The organism is Streptomyces adustus (assembly GCF_009377175.1).
Lineage (GTDB): Bacteria > Actinomycetota > Actinomycetes > Streptomycetales > Streptomycetaceae > Streptomyces > Streptomyces adustus.
This window is the reverse complement of record NZ_VJZD01000032.1, coordinates 40263-54374: the sequence shown is the minus strand read 5'-3', so window position 1 is coordinate 54374 and position 14112 is coordinate 40263. Positions and strand designations below refer to the sequence as shown.

Here is a 14112-nt window from a genome sequence, read left to right as displayed (position 1 = left end):
TGCCCACACCCGCCGCCCGTCCCGGGGCGTCGGCCCGTGACCGGTCCGCGCCGCTTGCCGGCCGCCGGGTGCGCGCCGCCGTCGTCGGCACCGGCGCGATCGCGCGCGGAAGCCATCTGCCCGCGCTCGCCCGGCTCGCCGAGGAGGGCCGGACGGAGGTCGTCGCCGCCGTCGACATCGACCCCGCCGCCGTGCACGAGTTCTGCGCCTCGGGCGGGATCCCGCACGCCTACACCGACCTGGACCGGATGCTCCGCGAGCAGCGGCCCGACCTGGTCACCGTCTGCACCCCGCCCACCCTGCACCGTGAGCAGACGGTGGCCGCGCTGCGCGCCGGGGCGTGGGTGTGGTGCGAGAAGCCGCCGGTGCCGACGCTCGCCGACTTCGACGCGGTCGAGGCCGCGGCGGGCGACGGTAGCGGTCCGTACGCCTCCATCGTCTTCCAGCACCGCTTCGGCTCCGGCTCCCGCCATGTCCGTCGGCTGCTCGCCGAGCGGGCCATGGGGCGGCCGCTCGTGGCGCACTGCCAGACCACCTGGTACCGCGACGCCGCCTACTACGCCGTGCCCTGGCGGGGCCGCTGGGACACCGAGGGCGGCGGCCCGGCGATGGGGCACGGGATCCACCAGATGGACCTGCTGCTCGATCTGCTCGGACCGTGGAGCGAAGTGCGGGCCATGGCCGGTCGGCTGGTGCACGACGTGGAGACGGAGGACGTCTCGACGGCCCTGGTCCGCTTCGAGAACGGGGCCCTGGCGACCGTCGTCAACAGCGTCCTCAGCCCCGACGAGGTCAGCCGCATCCGGATCGACTGCGAGCACGCCACCGTCGAACTCACCCACCTCTACGGGCACGGCAACGCGGACTGGCGCGTGACCCCGGCCGCGCACGTGCCGGACGACGAGGCCGCCGCCTGGCGTGACTTCGGCCCGGACGTGCCCAGTTCGCACCTGGAGCAGCTACGGGAACTGGTGGCGAGCATGCAGGCCGGGCAGCGGCCGCGCAGCAGCGGCGAGGAGGCGCGTACGAGCCTGGAGTTGATCAGCGCGCTGTACAAGTCGGCGTTCACCGACGTCACGGTACGGCGGGGCGAGATCGGGCCGGGCGACCCGTTCTACACGGCCCTGCACGGGGGTGTGCCCGGCTGGGCGCCCGCGGCCGCCGTCCCCGGGGTCCCCACGGGCGAGGAGGTGTCCGCATGACGGACGGACTGCGCGTCGTGCACACGCACGGTGAGCGCATCACGGTGACCGAGCCCACCACCGGCGTCGAACTGCTCGCCTACGTCTACCGGCCGGAAGCGGCCTGGGAGGCGCCCAAGCCGTACATCCACCCGCTGCGCACCCTGGCCGGCGACATCGTCACCGGCTACCGGCCGAACGACCACCGCTGGCACAAGGGCCTGTCGCTCACGGCCTCCCATCTGTCCGGGGCGAACCTGTGGGGCGGCAACACCTACGTGCACGGCCGGGGGTATCTCGAACTGCCCGACCGGGTCGGCTCGATGGCGCACGTCGCCTTCGACGAGGTCGCCGCGGACGGCGACCGCGCCGTCATCGCCGAACGGCTCACCTGGCACCCGTACGGCGGGGAGCTGTGGGCCGAGGAGCGGCGCCGTGTGGAGATCCACGACGTGGACCCGGCGGCCGGTTCCTGGGCGCTGACCTGGACGACCGCCGTCACCAACCGGCGTGAGGAGCCGCTGCTGTTCGGCAGCCCGACCACCGCGGGGCGCGAGATGGCCGGCTACACGGGTCTGTTCTGGCGCGGCCCGCGCGCCTTCCGTGACGGACTGGTCCTCGGACCCGACGGCGAGGGACCGGAGTTGATGGGCAGTCAGTCTCCCTGGCTCGCGCTGTGCGGCGAGCACGACGGCGCGGACGGCCACGCGACCCTGGTCTTCGCGCACGCTCCCGAGAACGACCACGCCGGAGCCCGGGGCACCCACCCCGCCCACTGGTTCGTGCGCAACGACCCCTTCGCCGCCGTCGCCCCGTCCTGGGCCTTCCACGACGAGCTCGCGCTCGCCCCCGGTGCCACGCTCGCCCGCCGCTACCGGGTCGTGGTGGGCGACGGGGCCTGGGCGCGGGAGGAGATCGCCAAATACCTGGAGGCGCACCCGTGGTGAGCCCGGCGGAGTTCGCCGGACCGCCGGGCGGGGTCGGTCTGTCGCGGCTGTCGGTGTACGACTGGCCGGCGGCCGACGGCGTGTGCGGCGGAACCCCCCATATGCACCTGGCCTGCTCGGAGGCGTACGTGGTCACCGGCGGCCGGGGCGCGGTGCAGACGCTCACCGTGTCCGGGTACGCGGTCACACCGCTCACGCCGGGCACCGTCGCCTGGTTCACGCCCGGCACGATCCACCGGCTGGTCAACGAGGACGACCTGCGCATCACCGTCCTGATGCAGAACGGCGGGCTGCCGGAGGCGGGCGACGCGGTGCTCACCCTGCCGCCGCCGTACCTGGCCGACCCGGGGACGTACGCCGCCGCCACGACGATCCCGGCCGACGCGCCCGAGGCCGAGCGGGAGCGGATCGCCCGTGCCCGCCGGGACCTCGCCCTGACGGGCTACCGGGCACTGCGGGACGCCGAAGGCCCCGAGGCGCTGGCCGCCTTCCACCGGGCCGCCTGCGCGCTGGTGCGCCCGCGGATCGCCGAGTGGCGCGAGCGCTGGCGGCGCGGCGCCGAGGCCGCCGCGAAGGCGACGGGGGAGCAGCTCGACCGGCTGGAACGGGGCGATCCCTCCCATCTCGGCGGGGCCGTCGTACGATCCGAACAGCCCTTGGAGAGTGGGAGGTTCGGAATGTGCGGACGGCTCGACGTGTACGGGTTCCGGGAGGCCCACGGGTGAACGGACCGACTGCGGGACGCGCCGGACCGCCTGCCCGCGAGGCCGCCGGACCGCCTGCGGGCCGGGCCGTCGCACCGCCCGGCGCGACGGTCCGGGACCGGACCGAGGACGACCTGGCGGACTGCGTACGGATCCTGGCCGAGGTCCACGTCGGCGACGGCTATCCCGTGAACTGGCCCGAACGGCCCGGGACATGGCTGACCCCGGCGTCCGCCCTCGGGGCCTGGGTGGCCGAGGTCGACGGCCGTCCGGCCGGCCATGTCGGTCTGTGCCGAGCCGCGGAGGGCGACCTCGCCCCCGTGGTGTGGAGCGAACGCACCGGTCGGTCCGTGGAGTCGGCCGCGGTCGTCGGCCGGCTCTTCGTCGCGCCCGGAGCACGGGCACGCGGCATCGGCGGCCTGCTCGTCGGCCGGGCCGTACGGGAGGCCCGGCGGCACGGGCTGCACCCGGTGCTCGACGTCGTGGCCTCCGACACCGCCGCGGCCGCCCTGTACGAGCGGCTGGGCTGGGAGCGGCTGGCCACGGTCGAGCAGCTGTGGGGGCCGGACCGGCGGGTGAGCGTGCACTGCTACGCGGCGCCCGCCACACCCTCCGGACGATCTGCGGGGCGGGCGGGCGCGCCGACGCCGTGATCCCGGACGCGATGTGACGGACGGGCCGTCAACTCGACCGCAGGTGGTGGCGCTTGCGCCAGGCCACCACCGCGCCCGCCAGCGCCGGTACGGTGATGGCGGCCATCGCGACGAGGAACGCGGGGGACGTCGGCGCCGAGGCGCGGGCCCCCGCGACGACGTACGCGGCGGTGTTCGGGATCGAGCCGAGCGCCGTCGCGAGCAGGAACGGCAGCCAGCCCATGCGGGACACGGACGCGCAGTAGTTCGCCGCCCAGAACGGCACTCCCGGGAACAACCGGGCCGCCATCATCGAGCGGAAGCCGTGCCGGCTGAGCTGGCCGTCCGCCGCCTTCAGCCAGCGGCCCCGCAGCAGCGGACGCAGCGCGTCCTGTCCGAGCGCCCGGCCCAGCCCGAAGGCGATCCCGGCGCCGAGCACGGTGCCCGCCAGTGTCGAGGCGGTGCCCAGCTGCGAGCCGAACAGCGCGCCCGCCGCCAGGTTCAGCAGCGGCCGGGGCACGAACGCCACCGTGCACAGCCCGTACGCCAGTGCGAACACCAGGGCCGCGGTGGCGCCCCCGGCGTGCGGTGGCCAGCCGTGGGCCAGCAGCTTCTGTGGCTCGAAGAGCAGCACGCTCGACGCGGCCGCGGCGAGCAGCACGACGAGCAGGGCGAACCGGGCCCAGGGAGAGAGCAGTGCTCTCGTGCAGCGCGTGGTGAAGCCGACGGGCGTGGGCAGGGGCAGGGCGAGGGCGAGCTCCGTGGCGGCGGCCCGGGGAGTGGCCGTGGCGGTGCCCCCAGAGCGGGTGGTGGCATCGAGCATTCGGTGACAGTAACCGACGGACGCGTGTGATCGCCGTACGGCCCTGGAGAAGACGCCGCCGCGCGCGAGGCGCCGGCCGGAAAACCATTCGACGCGCGGGGACGCGTCGGCGAGGATCGGCGTCATGTTCCGGTACGCCTTCCACCTCGCAGCATCCGCGGTCGCGGATGCGCCGAAGGCTGCCGTTCCCGTGTTCGTCGCAGCAGTAGACGGCGCCCGAAGCTGACCCTCTCCGGACATTCCGGCGGACCCCGCAGGGGGAGGGTCGGCCAGTCCCTCGGGGTCCCCGTCCCGCCGCGCCCACCGCGCCGGGACCTTCGCTCGGTTCACTGAGAGGCTTCCAGGTACCGCCATGCCCAAGACGGCATACGTGCGCACCAAACCGCATCTGAACATCGGCACGATGGGTCACGTCGACCACGGCAAGACCACCCTGACCGCCGCCATCACCAAGGTCCTCGCCGACCGCGGGACCGGCACCTTCGTCCCCTTCGACCGCATCGACCGGGCGCCGGAGGAGGCCGCCCGCGGCATCACCATCAACATCGCGCACGTCGAGTACGAGACCGACACCCGGCACTACGCGCACGTGGACATGCCGGGTCACGCCGACTACGTCAAGAACATGGTCACCGGGGCCGCGCAGCTCGACGGGGCGATCCTCGTCGTCTCCGCGCTCGACGGGATCATGCCGCAGACCGCCGAGCACGTGCTGCTCGCCCGTCAGGTGGGCGTCGACCATGTGGTCGTCGCGCTGACCATGGCCGACCGGGCCGACGAGGAGCTCGCCGACCTGGTCGAGCTGGAGGTTCGCGAACTGCTCACCGCGCAGGGCTACGGCGGCGACGCCGTTCCCGTCGTGCGGGTCTCCGGGCTCGGGGCGCTGGAGGGCGACCCGCGCTGGACCGCGTCGATCGAGGCGCTGCTCGACGCGGTGGACACGTATGTGCCCCTGCCGGAGCGGTACGTGGACGCGCCGTTCCTGCTGCCGGTGGAGAACGTGCTCACCATCACCGGCCGCGGGACGGTGGTCACCGGAGCCGTCGAGCGCGGCACGATCCACGTCGGTGACCGGGTCGAGGTGCTCGGCGCCGGTGTCGAGAGCGTCGTCACCGGCGTGGAGACCTTCGGCAAGCCCATGGCGGAGGCGCAGGCCGGCGACAACGTCGCGCTGCTGCTGCGCGGGGTGCCACGCGACGCCGTCCGGCGCGGGCACGTCGTCGCGGCGCCCGGCAGCGTCGTGCCCCGGCGCCGCTTCACGGCGCGGGTGTACGTGCTGTCGGGGCGTGAGGGCGGCCGCACCACCCCGGTGTCGACCGGCTACCGGCCGCAGTTCTACATCCGTACCGCGGACGTGGTCGGCGACGTCGACCTCGGCGAGGTCGCGGTCGCCCGCCCCGGTGACACGGTCACGATGACCGTCGAGCTGGGACGCGAGGTGCCGCTGGAGCCGGGGCTCGGCTTCGCCATCCGCGAGGGCGGCCGGACGGTCGGCGCGGGCAGCGTGACCGCCGTCGAGTGACGGCACGCCGCCCGGGCACGGGGACGCTCCCGGTCCCCGTGCCCGGGTCCGGGGTGCCTCCGTACAGGCAGGCGCCCCGGTGCGGGCCGGTCGGGACCGGTCGCGCGGGCACAATGGGACGGTGAACGAGCCCATACCCGTAAGCCGAGCCGTCGATCACGGGTTCGCCAAGCTGATGCCCGACGTCGACCGGGAACGGGCCTGGCTGCTGACCGTCGACGGGGCACCGCAGTCGTACGTCGACCTGGACGAGCCGACGCACCTGGAGTTCGAGTACGCGCGCAGGCTCGGGCACGTCCTGGACACCGTCACCCGGGCCGGGCGTCCGCTGGACGCGCTGCACCTCGGCGGAGGCGCGTTCACCCTGCCCCGCTACCTGGCCGCGACCAGGCCCGGATCCCGGCAGGATGTCGTCGAGGCCGACCGGGGCCTGTTGGACCTGGTCGCCGAGCATCTCCCGCTTCCGGACGACGCGGGCGTCACCCTGCACGCCGCCGACGCCCGCCGCTGGCTGGAGGCCGCCCCCGACGACTCGGCCGACGTCCTGGTCGCCGACGTCTTCGGCGGCTCCCGCGTCCCCGCGCACCTCACGTCCCTCGGCTACGCCCGCGAGGCCGGGCGGGTCCTGCGCGACGGCGGTGTCTACCTCGCCAACCTCGCCGACGCCGCCCCGTTCGCCTTCCTGCGCTCCCAACTCGCCACCTTCGCGGAGGTGTTCCCGGAACTCGTACTGATCGCCGAACCGGGCGTGCTGCGCGGCCGTCGCTTCGGGAACGCGGTGCTCGTCGCCGCGCGGCACCCGCTCGACACCGCCGCCCTGGCCCGCCGGACCGCCGCCGACGCCTTCCCGGCGCGCGTCGAGCACGGGGCGGCGCTGCGCGACTTCACGGGCGACGCGCGCCCGGTACGGGACGAGGACGCCGTACCGTCGCCCGTACCCCCCGACGGCGCTTTCGGTATCGGCTGAACAACGGGCGGAAGAACGAGATGCACAGAACGGCGCGATGCGCAAAAGGAGGTGCGTGAAACAGGGTTGGCGCTCTCCGGATTTCCCGTCGCATTCGGCGGTCCGACCGGGGTGCGGAAATGCCGCCGTCGCGCCCGGAAGTCCCCGCGACGGTAGTATGACCGGCATCGGAGGGAGGGGATCCAGCGCGCTGCGGCGCCTCGGGTGACGGTCTTGACGACGGTCTTGGAGGAACCATGGCTGCGGAGGTCTCGCCGCTCATCAAGCCCTCCCGGCTCAGACGTCGGGAAGGCCTGTGGGGCGAATGCCTGGCCGAGTTCCTGGGGACCCTGGTCCTCATCGCCTTCGGCTGCGGGGTGGTGGCCATGACGGTCGCGGCGCTGCCGGGATCGGGCCGTACGTCGGGGCCGACGACCTTCTTCTGGGGAGCCGGGGACTGGCTGCTGATCACCTGGGGCTGGGCGTTCGCGGTCGTCTTCGGGGTGTACGTGGCAGGCGGGGTGAGCGGGGCACACCTCAATCCGGCGGTGACGCTGGCGTTCGCGGTACGGCGCAGGTTCGCCTGGGTCAAGGTCGCGCCGTACATGCTGTCGCAACTGCTCGGCGCCTTCACCGGGGCCGCGCTCGTGTACGGGGTGTACCACGACGCGATCAACACCTTCGACGCCGCGATGAAGGGCCCGAAGACCAACGGGCACACGCTCGCGTCGTTCTCCATCTTCGGGACATTCCCGGCGCCGTATTTCCACGGCGGAATCTGGGGACCGCTGATCGACCAGATCGTGGGCACGGCGTTCCTGGTGATGCTGATCGTCGCCGTCGTCGATCTGCGCAATACCGCCGTGAAAGCGAATCTGGGTCCGCTGATCATCGGATTCGTCGTCGCGGCGATCGGCATGTCCTACGGTGCGAACGCCGGATATGCCATCAACCCGGCCCGTGACTTCGGCCCCCGCCTGTTCACCTGGGCCGCCGGGTGGGGGGATCTCGCGATGCCGGGGACATCGGCGGGGTCGTTCAGCAATTACTTCTGGATTCCGATCGTCGGCCCGCTGGTGGGCGGTGTGATCGGAGTGCTGGTGTACGACCTGTTCATCGGCGACGTCCTGCATATGCGCGCCCAGGAGGGCGCCGAACTGGAAATCGGTGTCACGCGCCCTCAGAAGGGCACGGACGAGGAGTAGCTTTCACGCGGCCCCGGACCCGGTCCGGCGGGTGAACCCCGGGCGCGGGCAGGCGCCGTGAGGTCACCCGTCGGCCGTACGCGTGGAACGCCGGGGCCGCCGCCGGGCCTTGCCGGTCAGCTGCGGGTCGGTTCCCCGTGCAGCCGGACCGTGCTGAGGATCTTCATGATGGTCGCCTTCGGGACCTCCTTGTCGACGCCCGTGGCCCCGTACAGGTTCCAGGAGACGAAGTCGTCGGCGGAGTTCTTGAACCCGAACGTGATCGCCTTGCCGTCGCTGGCGCACTTGCCCTTCTGGGGCGTGTGGGCGGACTGTGCCCAGGCGTAACTGCCCTTGACGCCCGAGGCGGTCGTGTAGGGCGTGGCCTTCTTGTCGAACGTGATCGACTTCTTGTCCGGCTGGGTGTAGCCGCCGTACACCCACCACGCCGGGGTGTTGACCGCCACCTCGTCGGTGCTCTTGGCTCCGCCGCCGCCCTTGGTGCCCACCACGGCCAGCGGGGTGTCCTCGGTCCGGCCGTCCTTGTCGTCGTCGGACGTGCACCACTTCGACTGGTACTCGGCCGTTCCGGACATGATGATGATCGGCTTGCCGTCGTCCGAGTTGTCCTCCTCGAAACCGATGCTCAGACCGGGGGACTGGACCTCCCAGTCGGCCGGCACGTCGAAGGCGATGCCCCACTTGGGGTTCACGACGACCTTCCAGCCCGCGACCGTCGGCTTCTCGGTCTCGTTGCCGCGCGGATTGTCGTCCGCGCCGGACGCCGTGGCACTCGGGTCGCTCGGCTTCGTGGACGCGGAAGCGCTGGGCTTCTTGTCCTTGCCGTAGACCTCGACCTCGTCCTTGTCCTTGCCCAGGACCAGGTACCCGGTGACGCCGGCCGCCACGACGACGGCCGTCGCCGCCAGGATCGCGACCAGCTTGGTCCGGTTGCCGCCACCGCCGCCGCCAGGCTGCGGCTGGGGCGCGCCGGCGGGTATGGGCGCGCCCCACTGAGGCTGCTGCTCATACGGGTTGGGCTGCTGATAGCCGGGCTGCTGATACGGATTCGGCGCCTGGTACCCCGGCTGCTGGTACGGGTTGTTCTGCCCCTGCGGGTTCTGTCCCTGCGGGTTCTGCTCGCCCCCGGGCGGCTGCTGTCCTGGCCACATGGCGAGCAACCCTAGTGCCGCCCGGGACACGAATCGGTCACCGCCCTTTGTCAGGCACGTACCGATGGAGGCGCCACGGATCTGGCCAGCGAAGACTACTCGTGGGTAACATCTGGTTCATGAGCGCAGACCAGATGTCGATCGGCGAGATGCTCGCCGCCACGGTGCCCATGGTTCGGACCCTGAACCTGGAGTACCTGGAGACCACCCCGGAGCGGGCCGTCCTCGCCCTCCCGGACCAGAGCGAGTACCGCAACCACGTCGGCGGGCCGCACGCCGGAGCGATGTTCACCCTCGGTGAGTCGGCCAGCGGCGCGATCGTCCTGGCGGCCTTCGGCGACCAGCTCGACCGTGCCGTGCCGCTGCCGGTCAACGCGGAGATCGCCTTCAAGAAGATCGCGCTCGGCCCGGTGCGGGCCACGGCCACGCTCGGCCGCCCGATCGCGGAGGTCGTCGCCGAGCTCGACGAGGGCAAGCGTCCCGAGTTCCCCGTCTCCGTCGCCATCCAGCGCGAGGACGGTGCCGTGACCACGGAGATGACGGTCCTGTGGACCCTGCGCCCCAACAGCTGAACACCGGCTTGTCCGGGTGACCCGGTAGGCTTCCCGGCGTGCGCGCCTTCGGCGCGCGCCGGGAGACACGGGACACAACGGGAGGAAGCCGCGGTGCACGTCCAGGAATGGCTCGACACGGTGCCCGCCGGTGCCGTCTACGCCGTGGTGGCCCTGGTCATCGGAGTGGAGAGCCTGGGCATCCCGCTGCCGGGGGAGATCGTCCTGGTGTCGGCCGCCCTGCTGTCCTCGCAGCACGGGGGAGTCAACCCCGTCGTGCTCGGCGCCTGCGCGGTCGCCGGTGCGGTGATCGGCGACTCCATCGGCTACGCCATCGGCCGCAAGGGCGGACGCCCCCTGCTGGCCTGGCTCGGCAACAAGTTCCCCCGGCACTTCGGCGAGGCGCACATCGCCACCGCCGAGCGGTCCTTCGAGAAGTGGGGCATGTGGGCCGTGTTCTTCGGCCGCTTCGTCGCCCTGCTGCGCATCTTCGCCGGCCCGCTCGCGGGCGTGCTGCGGATGCCGTACTGGAAGTTCCTCGTCGCCAACGTGCTCGGCGGGATCGCCTGGGCGGGCGGCACGACCGCGGTCGTCTACTACGTCGGTCTCGTCGCCGAGGACTGGCTCAAGCGGTTCTCGTACCTGGGGCTGGCGGCGGCCGTGCTCGTCGGACTGACGTCGATGCTGGTGATCAAGCGCCGCGCGAAGAAGACGGCGGCGCGGCAGACGGCGGACGAGCGTGAGGCTGTTCCGGCCGCCGAATAGACGGCCGCAACGACCTCTGTGATCACCTGAGTGCTGTCAGGGCAGGTTGGCTGCGCGGCTCAGCCCTCGTGCGCCTCGCGGTGGGCCTTGGCGAGTTCCGCGTACATCGTGCCGTTCAGGGTGATCCCCTGCCGCTCCTCCTCGGTCAGCTCCCGCCGGACCTTCGCCGGGACGCCCGCGACCAGGGAGCCCGGTGGCACCTGCATGCCCTGCGGCACCAGCGCCTGCGCCGCGACCAGCGAGCCGGCGCCGATCACCGCGCCGTTCAGCACCGTCGCGCCCATGCCGATCAGACAGTCGTCGCCGACCGTCGCCCCGTGCACGACGGCGTTGTGCCCGACGGAGACCCGCTCGCCCACCGTCACGGGGAAGCCGGGGTCGGCGTGCAGGGTGCAGTTGTCCTGGATGTTGCTGCTCGCGCCGACCGAGATCCGCTCCACGTCGCCGCGCAGCACCGCCCCGTACCAGATGCTCGCCCCGGCCTCCAGTGTCACGTCGCCGATCACCGTGGAGGTGGGCGCCGTGAAGGCCGCCGCGTCCACCCTCGGTTCCCTGCCGCCGATGCCCGTGATCAGCGCCCTGTGCGTCATCGCCGTCTCCTCGTGTCCGTCGTACACCGGCACCGTACGCCACCGGTGGGGTGAAGATCACAGGGCGCCGACGCCATGGGCGCGGCACCCGCCGACTACGGTGAGCGGGTGCCGAAGCGCAAGAACACGTTCTCATCCTGGTGGCGCGACCTCGCCCAGCGGGCCGTCCACGCGGGCTGGGCCCAGGTGCAGCGCGCGGGCTCCGTCAGCGCCGAACATCCGGGGCGTTTCCGCTTCGGCTCGATCGGCCCGGCCACCCGGCTCGCCTTCCCGCTCGGCACCGTGTTCGGCGAGCCGTGGATCCATCTCGGCTCCCACTGCATCGTCGGCGAACAGGTCACCCTCACCGCGGGCCTGATGCCCGACCTCGATCTGGGCCCGGACCCGATCCTGCGCATAGGCGACGGGGTCGTGCTCGGCCGCGGCAGCCATGTCATCGCCGACACGACGGTCACCATCGGCAGCGACTGCTACTTCGGGCCGTACGTCTACGTCACCTCCACCAACCACTCCTACGACGATCCGCACGAGCCCATCGGCAAGCAGTGGCCGCGGATGGAGCCGGTGGAGATCGGGCCGGGCTGCTGGATAGGCACGGGGGCGGTGATCCTGCCGGGTGCCCGGATCGGACGCAATGTCGTGGTGGCCGCGGGCGCGGTCGTACGGGGGACCGTGCCCGACCACGCCGTGGTGGCCGGGGCGCCCGCCCGGGTCGTACGGCGCTGGACGCCGGCCGAGGGCTGGCAGCCGCCGCTGCGCACCCCCGCGCCGGTGCCGGTCCCGGACGGGGTCACCTCCGACCAGTTGGCGGCACTGGCGGGCCTCGACGAGGAGACCGTGGCGAAACTGGCCCGGCTGGAGCCCTGACCCTCCTCGGGGGGCGGGGTGCCACGCGACCGCCGGGACCGGCCCGTCGGCTCAGCCGGTCGCCAGCAGCAGCGTGCCCACCAGGGCCAGACCCGCGCCCGCCGCCTGGACGGCGCGCAGCCGTTCGCTGAGAAAACCGCGCGCGGCCAGCGCCGTCACCACCGGGTAGAGCGAGGCGAGCACGGCGGCGACCGTGATCGGCCCGTGCTGGGCGGCCACGGAGTACGTGCCGTTGGCCGCGACGTCGGCGAGGCCGACGAAGGCGAGCGCCGGGAGCGAGGCCCAGGGGAAGCCGCCCGCCGGAAGGGCCGGGGCGCCGCGGCGCGTGGCGGCGTACAGCGCGGCGCCGCCCACGGTCACGTTCGTCAGGCGCTGCACGAACAGGGCCAGGAACAGGCCGGTGACCGTGGTCGACGCCTCGGCGATCAGCGCGAAGACCGTGCCGAAGCCGAGCGCGGCGACCAGGGTCAGCAGGATGGCTTGGCGCTGCACGCCGGCGCCCCTGAGCTGCGGGCCGCCCGCGAGCACGACACCCGTGACGGCGACGGCGATCCCCGCGGCCTGCGTCAGTCCGGGGCGCTCGCCGAGGAAGAGGCCCACGCCGACGGGGACGGCGACGCTCAGGGTGGCCAGCGGGGAGACGACCCCCATCGGGCCCAGGGCGAGTGCCTTGTAGAAGGAGAGCAGCGCGACCGGGCCGACCAGACCGGCGGCGAACGCGAACCACAGCCGCGGTCCGGCCTCGCTCCACCCTCCGGTGGCCACCACGATCGCGCCGAGCACGACCGCGGCGATCCCCTGGGAGACCACGACGACGCTCAGCGCCGGGATCCGCCGGGTCAGCACCCCGCCGCCGAAGTCGGCCAAGCCCCACAGCAGGCTGGTGGCCAGGGCGAAGAGTGCTGTCACGGGGTGCCTCGCAGTACAGTTCGGTGAACGATCGGGTGCACCACACAGTAGTTCAATGTGGTGAACTCTGTCATTCAAAATACTGAACCCCGAGTGCTCTCCGCATATCCACGGATGTCCGGTCGCACCAGATATTGGACGGAATGTGTCGGACCTCGACCTGCTGACCCAGTCCCTGGCGCGCAACGTCAAGCGCTGGCGCACCGAGCGCGGCTTCACCCTGGACGCGCTCGCCGCGCGGGCCGGCGTCAGCCGCGGCATGCTCATCCAGATCGAGCAGGCCCGCACCAACCCCAGCATCGGCACGGTCGTCAAGATCGGCGACGCCCTCGGCATCAGCATCACCACCCTGCTCGACTACGAACAGGGCCCGAAGGTGCGCGTCGTCCCCGCCGAGCAGGCCGTGCGGCTGTGGCACACGGACGCGGGCAGCTACAACCGGCTGCTCGCGGGCACCGAGGCCCCGGGCCCGCTGGAGATGTGGGACTGGCGGCTGATGCCCGGGGACGACAGCCTCTCCGACCCGCACCCCGTCGGCACGGTCGAGCTCGTCCATGTCCTGGCGGGGGAGCTGACCCTCACCGTCGACGGCGTGGACCACGTCGTCCCGACCGGCGCGAGCGCGTCCTTCGAGGCCGACACCCCGCACACGTACGGCAACCGGGGCGACGTCCCGATGGAGATGGTGATGGCGGTCTCCGTCCCGCCCGTGCGCTGAGACGCCCCCGGGGCAGCCGCCGGACGGCTGTTACCGTGCGGCCATGCGCGCACCCATCGGAGACTTCGACCACGCCACCCCCGCCCCCGACTGCCTCGACGAGCTCACCGACCCGGTCGCCGACGCCGTACGCCGCTGGAGCGGCACCGTCCCCGCCGACGAGATCCTCTACGTCGAGACCGACCCGCAGTGGGCCGACACCGCCGTCTTCGTCGAGCACTACGGCCGGGACCTGCTGGAGCGGTCCGCGAACTGCGTCGTCGTCGCCGGCAAGCGCGGCAGCGGGACCACCCTGGCCGCGTGCGTGGTCCTGTCCACGACCCGCGTCGACGTCAACGGCGTGGTGCGAAGGCAACTCGGTGCGCGCAAGGCCTCGTTCGCGCCCATGGACACGGCGACGGGGGAGACCGGCATGGAGTACGGCGGGATCACCCCGATCGGACTGCCCGGCGACTGGCCGGTGCTGGTGGACTCCGCCGTCGTCGATCTGCCGTACGTCCTGGTCGGCAGCGGCCGCAGGCGCGGCAAACTGCTGGTGCCCGGCAAGGCGTTCGCGCAACTGCCCGGTGCCGTCGTGCTGGAGGGTCTGGGCGTGGCCTGA

Annotated in this window: 16 protein-coding genes; 12 read left to right on the top strand and 4 right to left on the bottom strand. The window is 72.8% G+C overall.

What is annotated here, in order from left to right; genetic code table 11:
• Positions 1–68: 68 nt before the first annotated feature.
• The 4 genes from FNH09_RS11055 to FNH09_RS11040 are packed head-to-tail and all read left to right on the top strand — an operon-like array spanning position 69 to position 3485.
• Positions 69–1202 (top strand): Gfo/Idh/MocA family protein, encoded by a 1134-nt coding sequence (locus FNH09_RS11055; protein WP_162468407.1) that lies wholly within the window; start codon positions 69–71, stop codon positions 1200–1202.
• Positions 1199–2128 carry a DUF6807 domain-containing protein gene (locus FNH09_RS11050; RefSeq protein WP_152886605.1) on the top strand — a complete coding sequence of 310 codons (930 nt, stop codon included), beginning with the start codon at positions 1199–1201 and terminating at the stop codon, positions 2126–2128. Before FNH09_RS11055 ends, FNH09_RS11050 begins: the two co-directional genes overlap by 4 nt.
• Entirely contained in the window at positions 2122–2853 is a 732-nt protein-coding gene (locus FNH09_RS11045) for a cupin domain-containing protein (protein ID WP_162468405.1), read from the top strand. Before FNH09_RS11050 ends, FNH09_RS11045 begins: the two co-directional genes overlap by 7 nt.
• Positions 2850–3485, top strand: a complete 636-nt coding sequence (locus FNH09_RS11040; RefSeq protein WP_162468404.1) for a GNAT family N-acetyltransferase — start codon at positions 2850–2852, stop codon at positions 3483–3485. Before FNH09_RS11045 ends, FNH09_RS11040 begins: the two co-directional genes overlap by 4 nt.
• A 28-nt stretch (positions 3486–3513) precedes the next feature.
• On the opposite strand, the gene FNH09_RS11035 is transcribed toward FNH09_RS11040, so the two are convergent.
• Positions 3514–4287 carry a TVP38/TMEM64 family protein gene (locus tag FNH09_RS11035; RefSeq protein ID WP_152886602.1) on the bottom strand — a complete coding sequence of 258 codons (774 nt, stop codon included), beginning with the start codon at positions 4285–4287 and terminating at the stop codon, positions 3514–3516.
• A gap of 352 nt (positions 4288–4639) precedes the next feature.
• On the opposite strand from FNH09_RS11035, the gene tuf reads away from it, so the two are divergent.
• The 3 genes from tuf (at position 4640) to FNH09_RS11020 (ending at position 7960) form a co-directional block, all read left to right on the top strand.
• Complete coding sequence (gene tuf, locus FNH09_RS11030) at positions 4640–5809, top strand: elongation factor Tu (RefSeq protein ID WP_152886600.1); 1170 nt, start codon at positions 4640–4642, stop codon at positions 5807–5809.
• Positions 5810–5930: 121 nt separating this feature from the next.
• A complete protein-coding gene (locus tag FNH09_RS11025; RefSeq protein WP_162468403.1) occupies positions 5931–6776 on the top strand; it encodes a fused MFS/spermidine synthase in 846 nt (281 codons plus the stop codon).
• Between the two features lie 236 nt (positions 6777–7012).
• The gene (locus FNH09_RS11020) at positions 7013–7960 is read left to right on the top strand and encodes an MIP/aquaporin family protein (RefSeq protein ID WP_152886598.1); all 948 of its coding nucleotides are present in this window, start codon (positions 7013–7015) and stop codon (positions 7958–7960) included.
• 116 nt (positions 7961–8076) lie between these two features.
• Here FNH09_RS11020 and FNH09_RS11015 read toward each other — a convergent pair whose 3' ends face one another.
• Positions 8077–9111 carry a DUF8017 domain-containing protein gene (locus FNH09_RS11015; RefSeq protein WP_152886595.1) on the bottom strand — a complete coding sequence of 345 codons (1035 nt, stop codon included), beginning with the start codon at positions 9109–9111 and terminating at the stop codon, positions 8077–8079.
• 134 nt (positions 9112–9245) lie between these two features.
• Between FNH09_RS11015 and FNH09_RS11010 the strand changes: the two genes are divergently transcribed.
• Together FNH09_RS11010 and FNH09_RS11005 are read left to right on the top strand one after the other, a co-directional pair.
• Positions 9246–9683 carry a DUF4442 domain-containing protein gene (locus tag FNH09_RS11010; protein WP_152886629.1) on the top strand — a complete coding sequence of 146 codons (438 nt, stop codon included), beginning with the start codon at positions 9246–9248 and terminating at the stop codon, positions 9681–9683.
• Between the two features lie 93 nt (positions 9684–9776).
• Positions 9777–10427: a VTT domain-containing protein gene (locus FNH09_RS11005; RefSeq protein WP_162468402.1), complete on the top strand. Its 651-nt coding sequence runs from the start codon at positions 9777–9779 to the stop codon at positions 10425–10427.
• A 59-nt stretch (positions 10428–10486) separates the two neighbouring features.
• Here FNH09_RS11005 and FNH09_RS11000 read toward each other — a convergent pair whose 3' ends face one another.
• Entirely contained in the window at positions 10487–11017 is a 531-nt protein-coding gene (locus FNH09_RS11000; protein ID WP_152886593.1) for a gamma carbonic anhydrase family protein, read from the bottom strand.
• 75 nt (positions 11018–11092) lie between these two features.
• Here FNH09_RS11000 and FNH09_RS10995 point away from each other — a divergent pair, with 75 nt between their 5' ends.
• The gene (locus tag FNH09_RS10995) at positions 11093–11884 is read left to right on the top strand and encodes an acyltransferase (protein WP_152886591.1); all 792 of its coding nucleotides are present in this window, start codon (positions 11093–11095) and stop codon (positions 11882–11884) included.
• Positions 11885–11935: 51 nt separating this feature from the next.
• Here the strand turns inward: FNH09_RS10995 and FNH09_RS10990 are convergent, their stop codons facing one another.
• A complete protein-coding gene (locus FNH09_RS10990) occupies positions 11936–12793 on the bottom strand; it encodes an EamA family transporter (protein ID WP_162468401.1) in 858 nt (285 codons plus the stop codon).
• Between the two features lie 145 nt (positions 12794–12938).
• On the opposite strand from FNH09_RS10990, the gene FNH09_RS10985 reads away from it, so the two are divergent.
• Positions 12939–13511 carry a cupin domain-containing protein gene (locus tag FNH09_RS10985; protein WP_162468400.1) on the top strand — a complete coding sequence of 191 codons (573 nt, stop codon included), beginning with the start codon at positions 12939–12941 and terminating at the stop codon, positions 13509–13511.
• Between the two features lie 43 nt (positions 13512–13554).
• Positions 13555–14112 carry a YbaK/EbsC family protein gene (locus tag FNH09_RS10980; RefSeq protein ID WP_152886589.1) on the top strand — a complete coding sequence of 186 codons (558 nt, stop codon included), beginning with the start codon at positions 13555–13557 and terminating at the stop codon, positions 14110–14112.

What these genes read in the sequence shown, in the direction of transcription:
- FNH09_RS11050 (WP_152886605.1), top strand. Translation starts at nt 1,199, where the DNA reads ATGACGGACGGACTGCGCGTCGTGCACACGCACGGTGAGCGCATCACG.
- FNH09_RS11035 (WP_152886602.1), bottom strand. Translation starts at nt 4,287, where the DNA reads ATGCTCGATGCCACCACCCGCTCTGGGGGCACCGCCACGGCCACTCCC.
- tuf (WP_152886600.1), top strand. Translation starts at nt 4,640, where the DNA reads ATGCCCAAGACGGCATACGTGCGCACCAAACCGCATCTGAACATCGGC.
- FNH09_RS11020 (WP_152886598.1), top strand. Translation starts at nt 7,013, where the DNA reads ATGGCTGCGGAGGTCTCGCCGCTCATCAAGCCCTCCCGGCTCAGACGT.
- FNH09_RS11015 (WP_152886595.1), bottom strand. Translation starts at nt 9,111, where the DNA reads ATGTGGCCAGGACAGCAGCCGCCCGGGGGCGAGCAGAACCCGCAGGGA.
- FNH09_RS11010 (WP_152886629.1), top strand. Translation starts at nt 9,246, where the DNA reads ATGTCGATCGGCGAGATGCTCGCCGCCACGGTGCCCATGGTTCGGACC.
- FNH09_RS11000 (WP_152886593.1), bottom strand. Translation starts at nt 11,017, where the DNA reads ATGACGCACAGGGCGCTGATCACGGGCATCGGCGGCAGGGAACCGAGG.
- FNH09_RS10995 (WP_152886591.1), top strand. Translation starts at nt 11,093, where the DNA reads ATGGGCGCGGCACCCGCCGACTACGGTGAGCGGGTGCCGAAGCGCAAG.
- FNH09_RS10980 (WP_152886589.1), top strand. Translation starts at nt 13,555, where the DNA reads ATGCGCGCACCCATCGGAGACTTCGACCACGCCACCCCCGCCCCCGAC.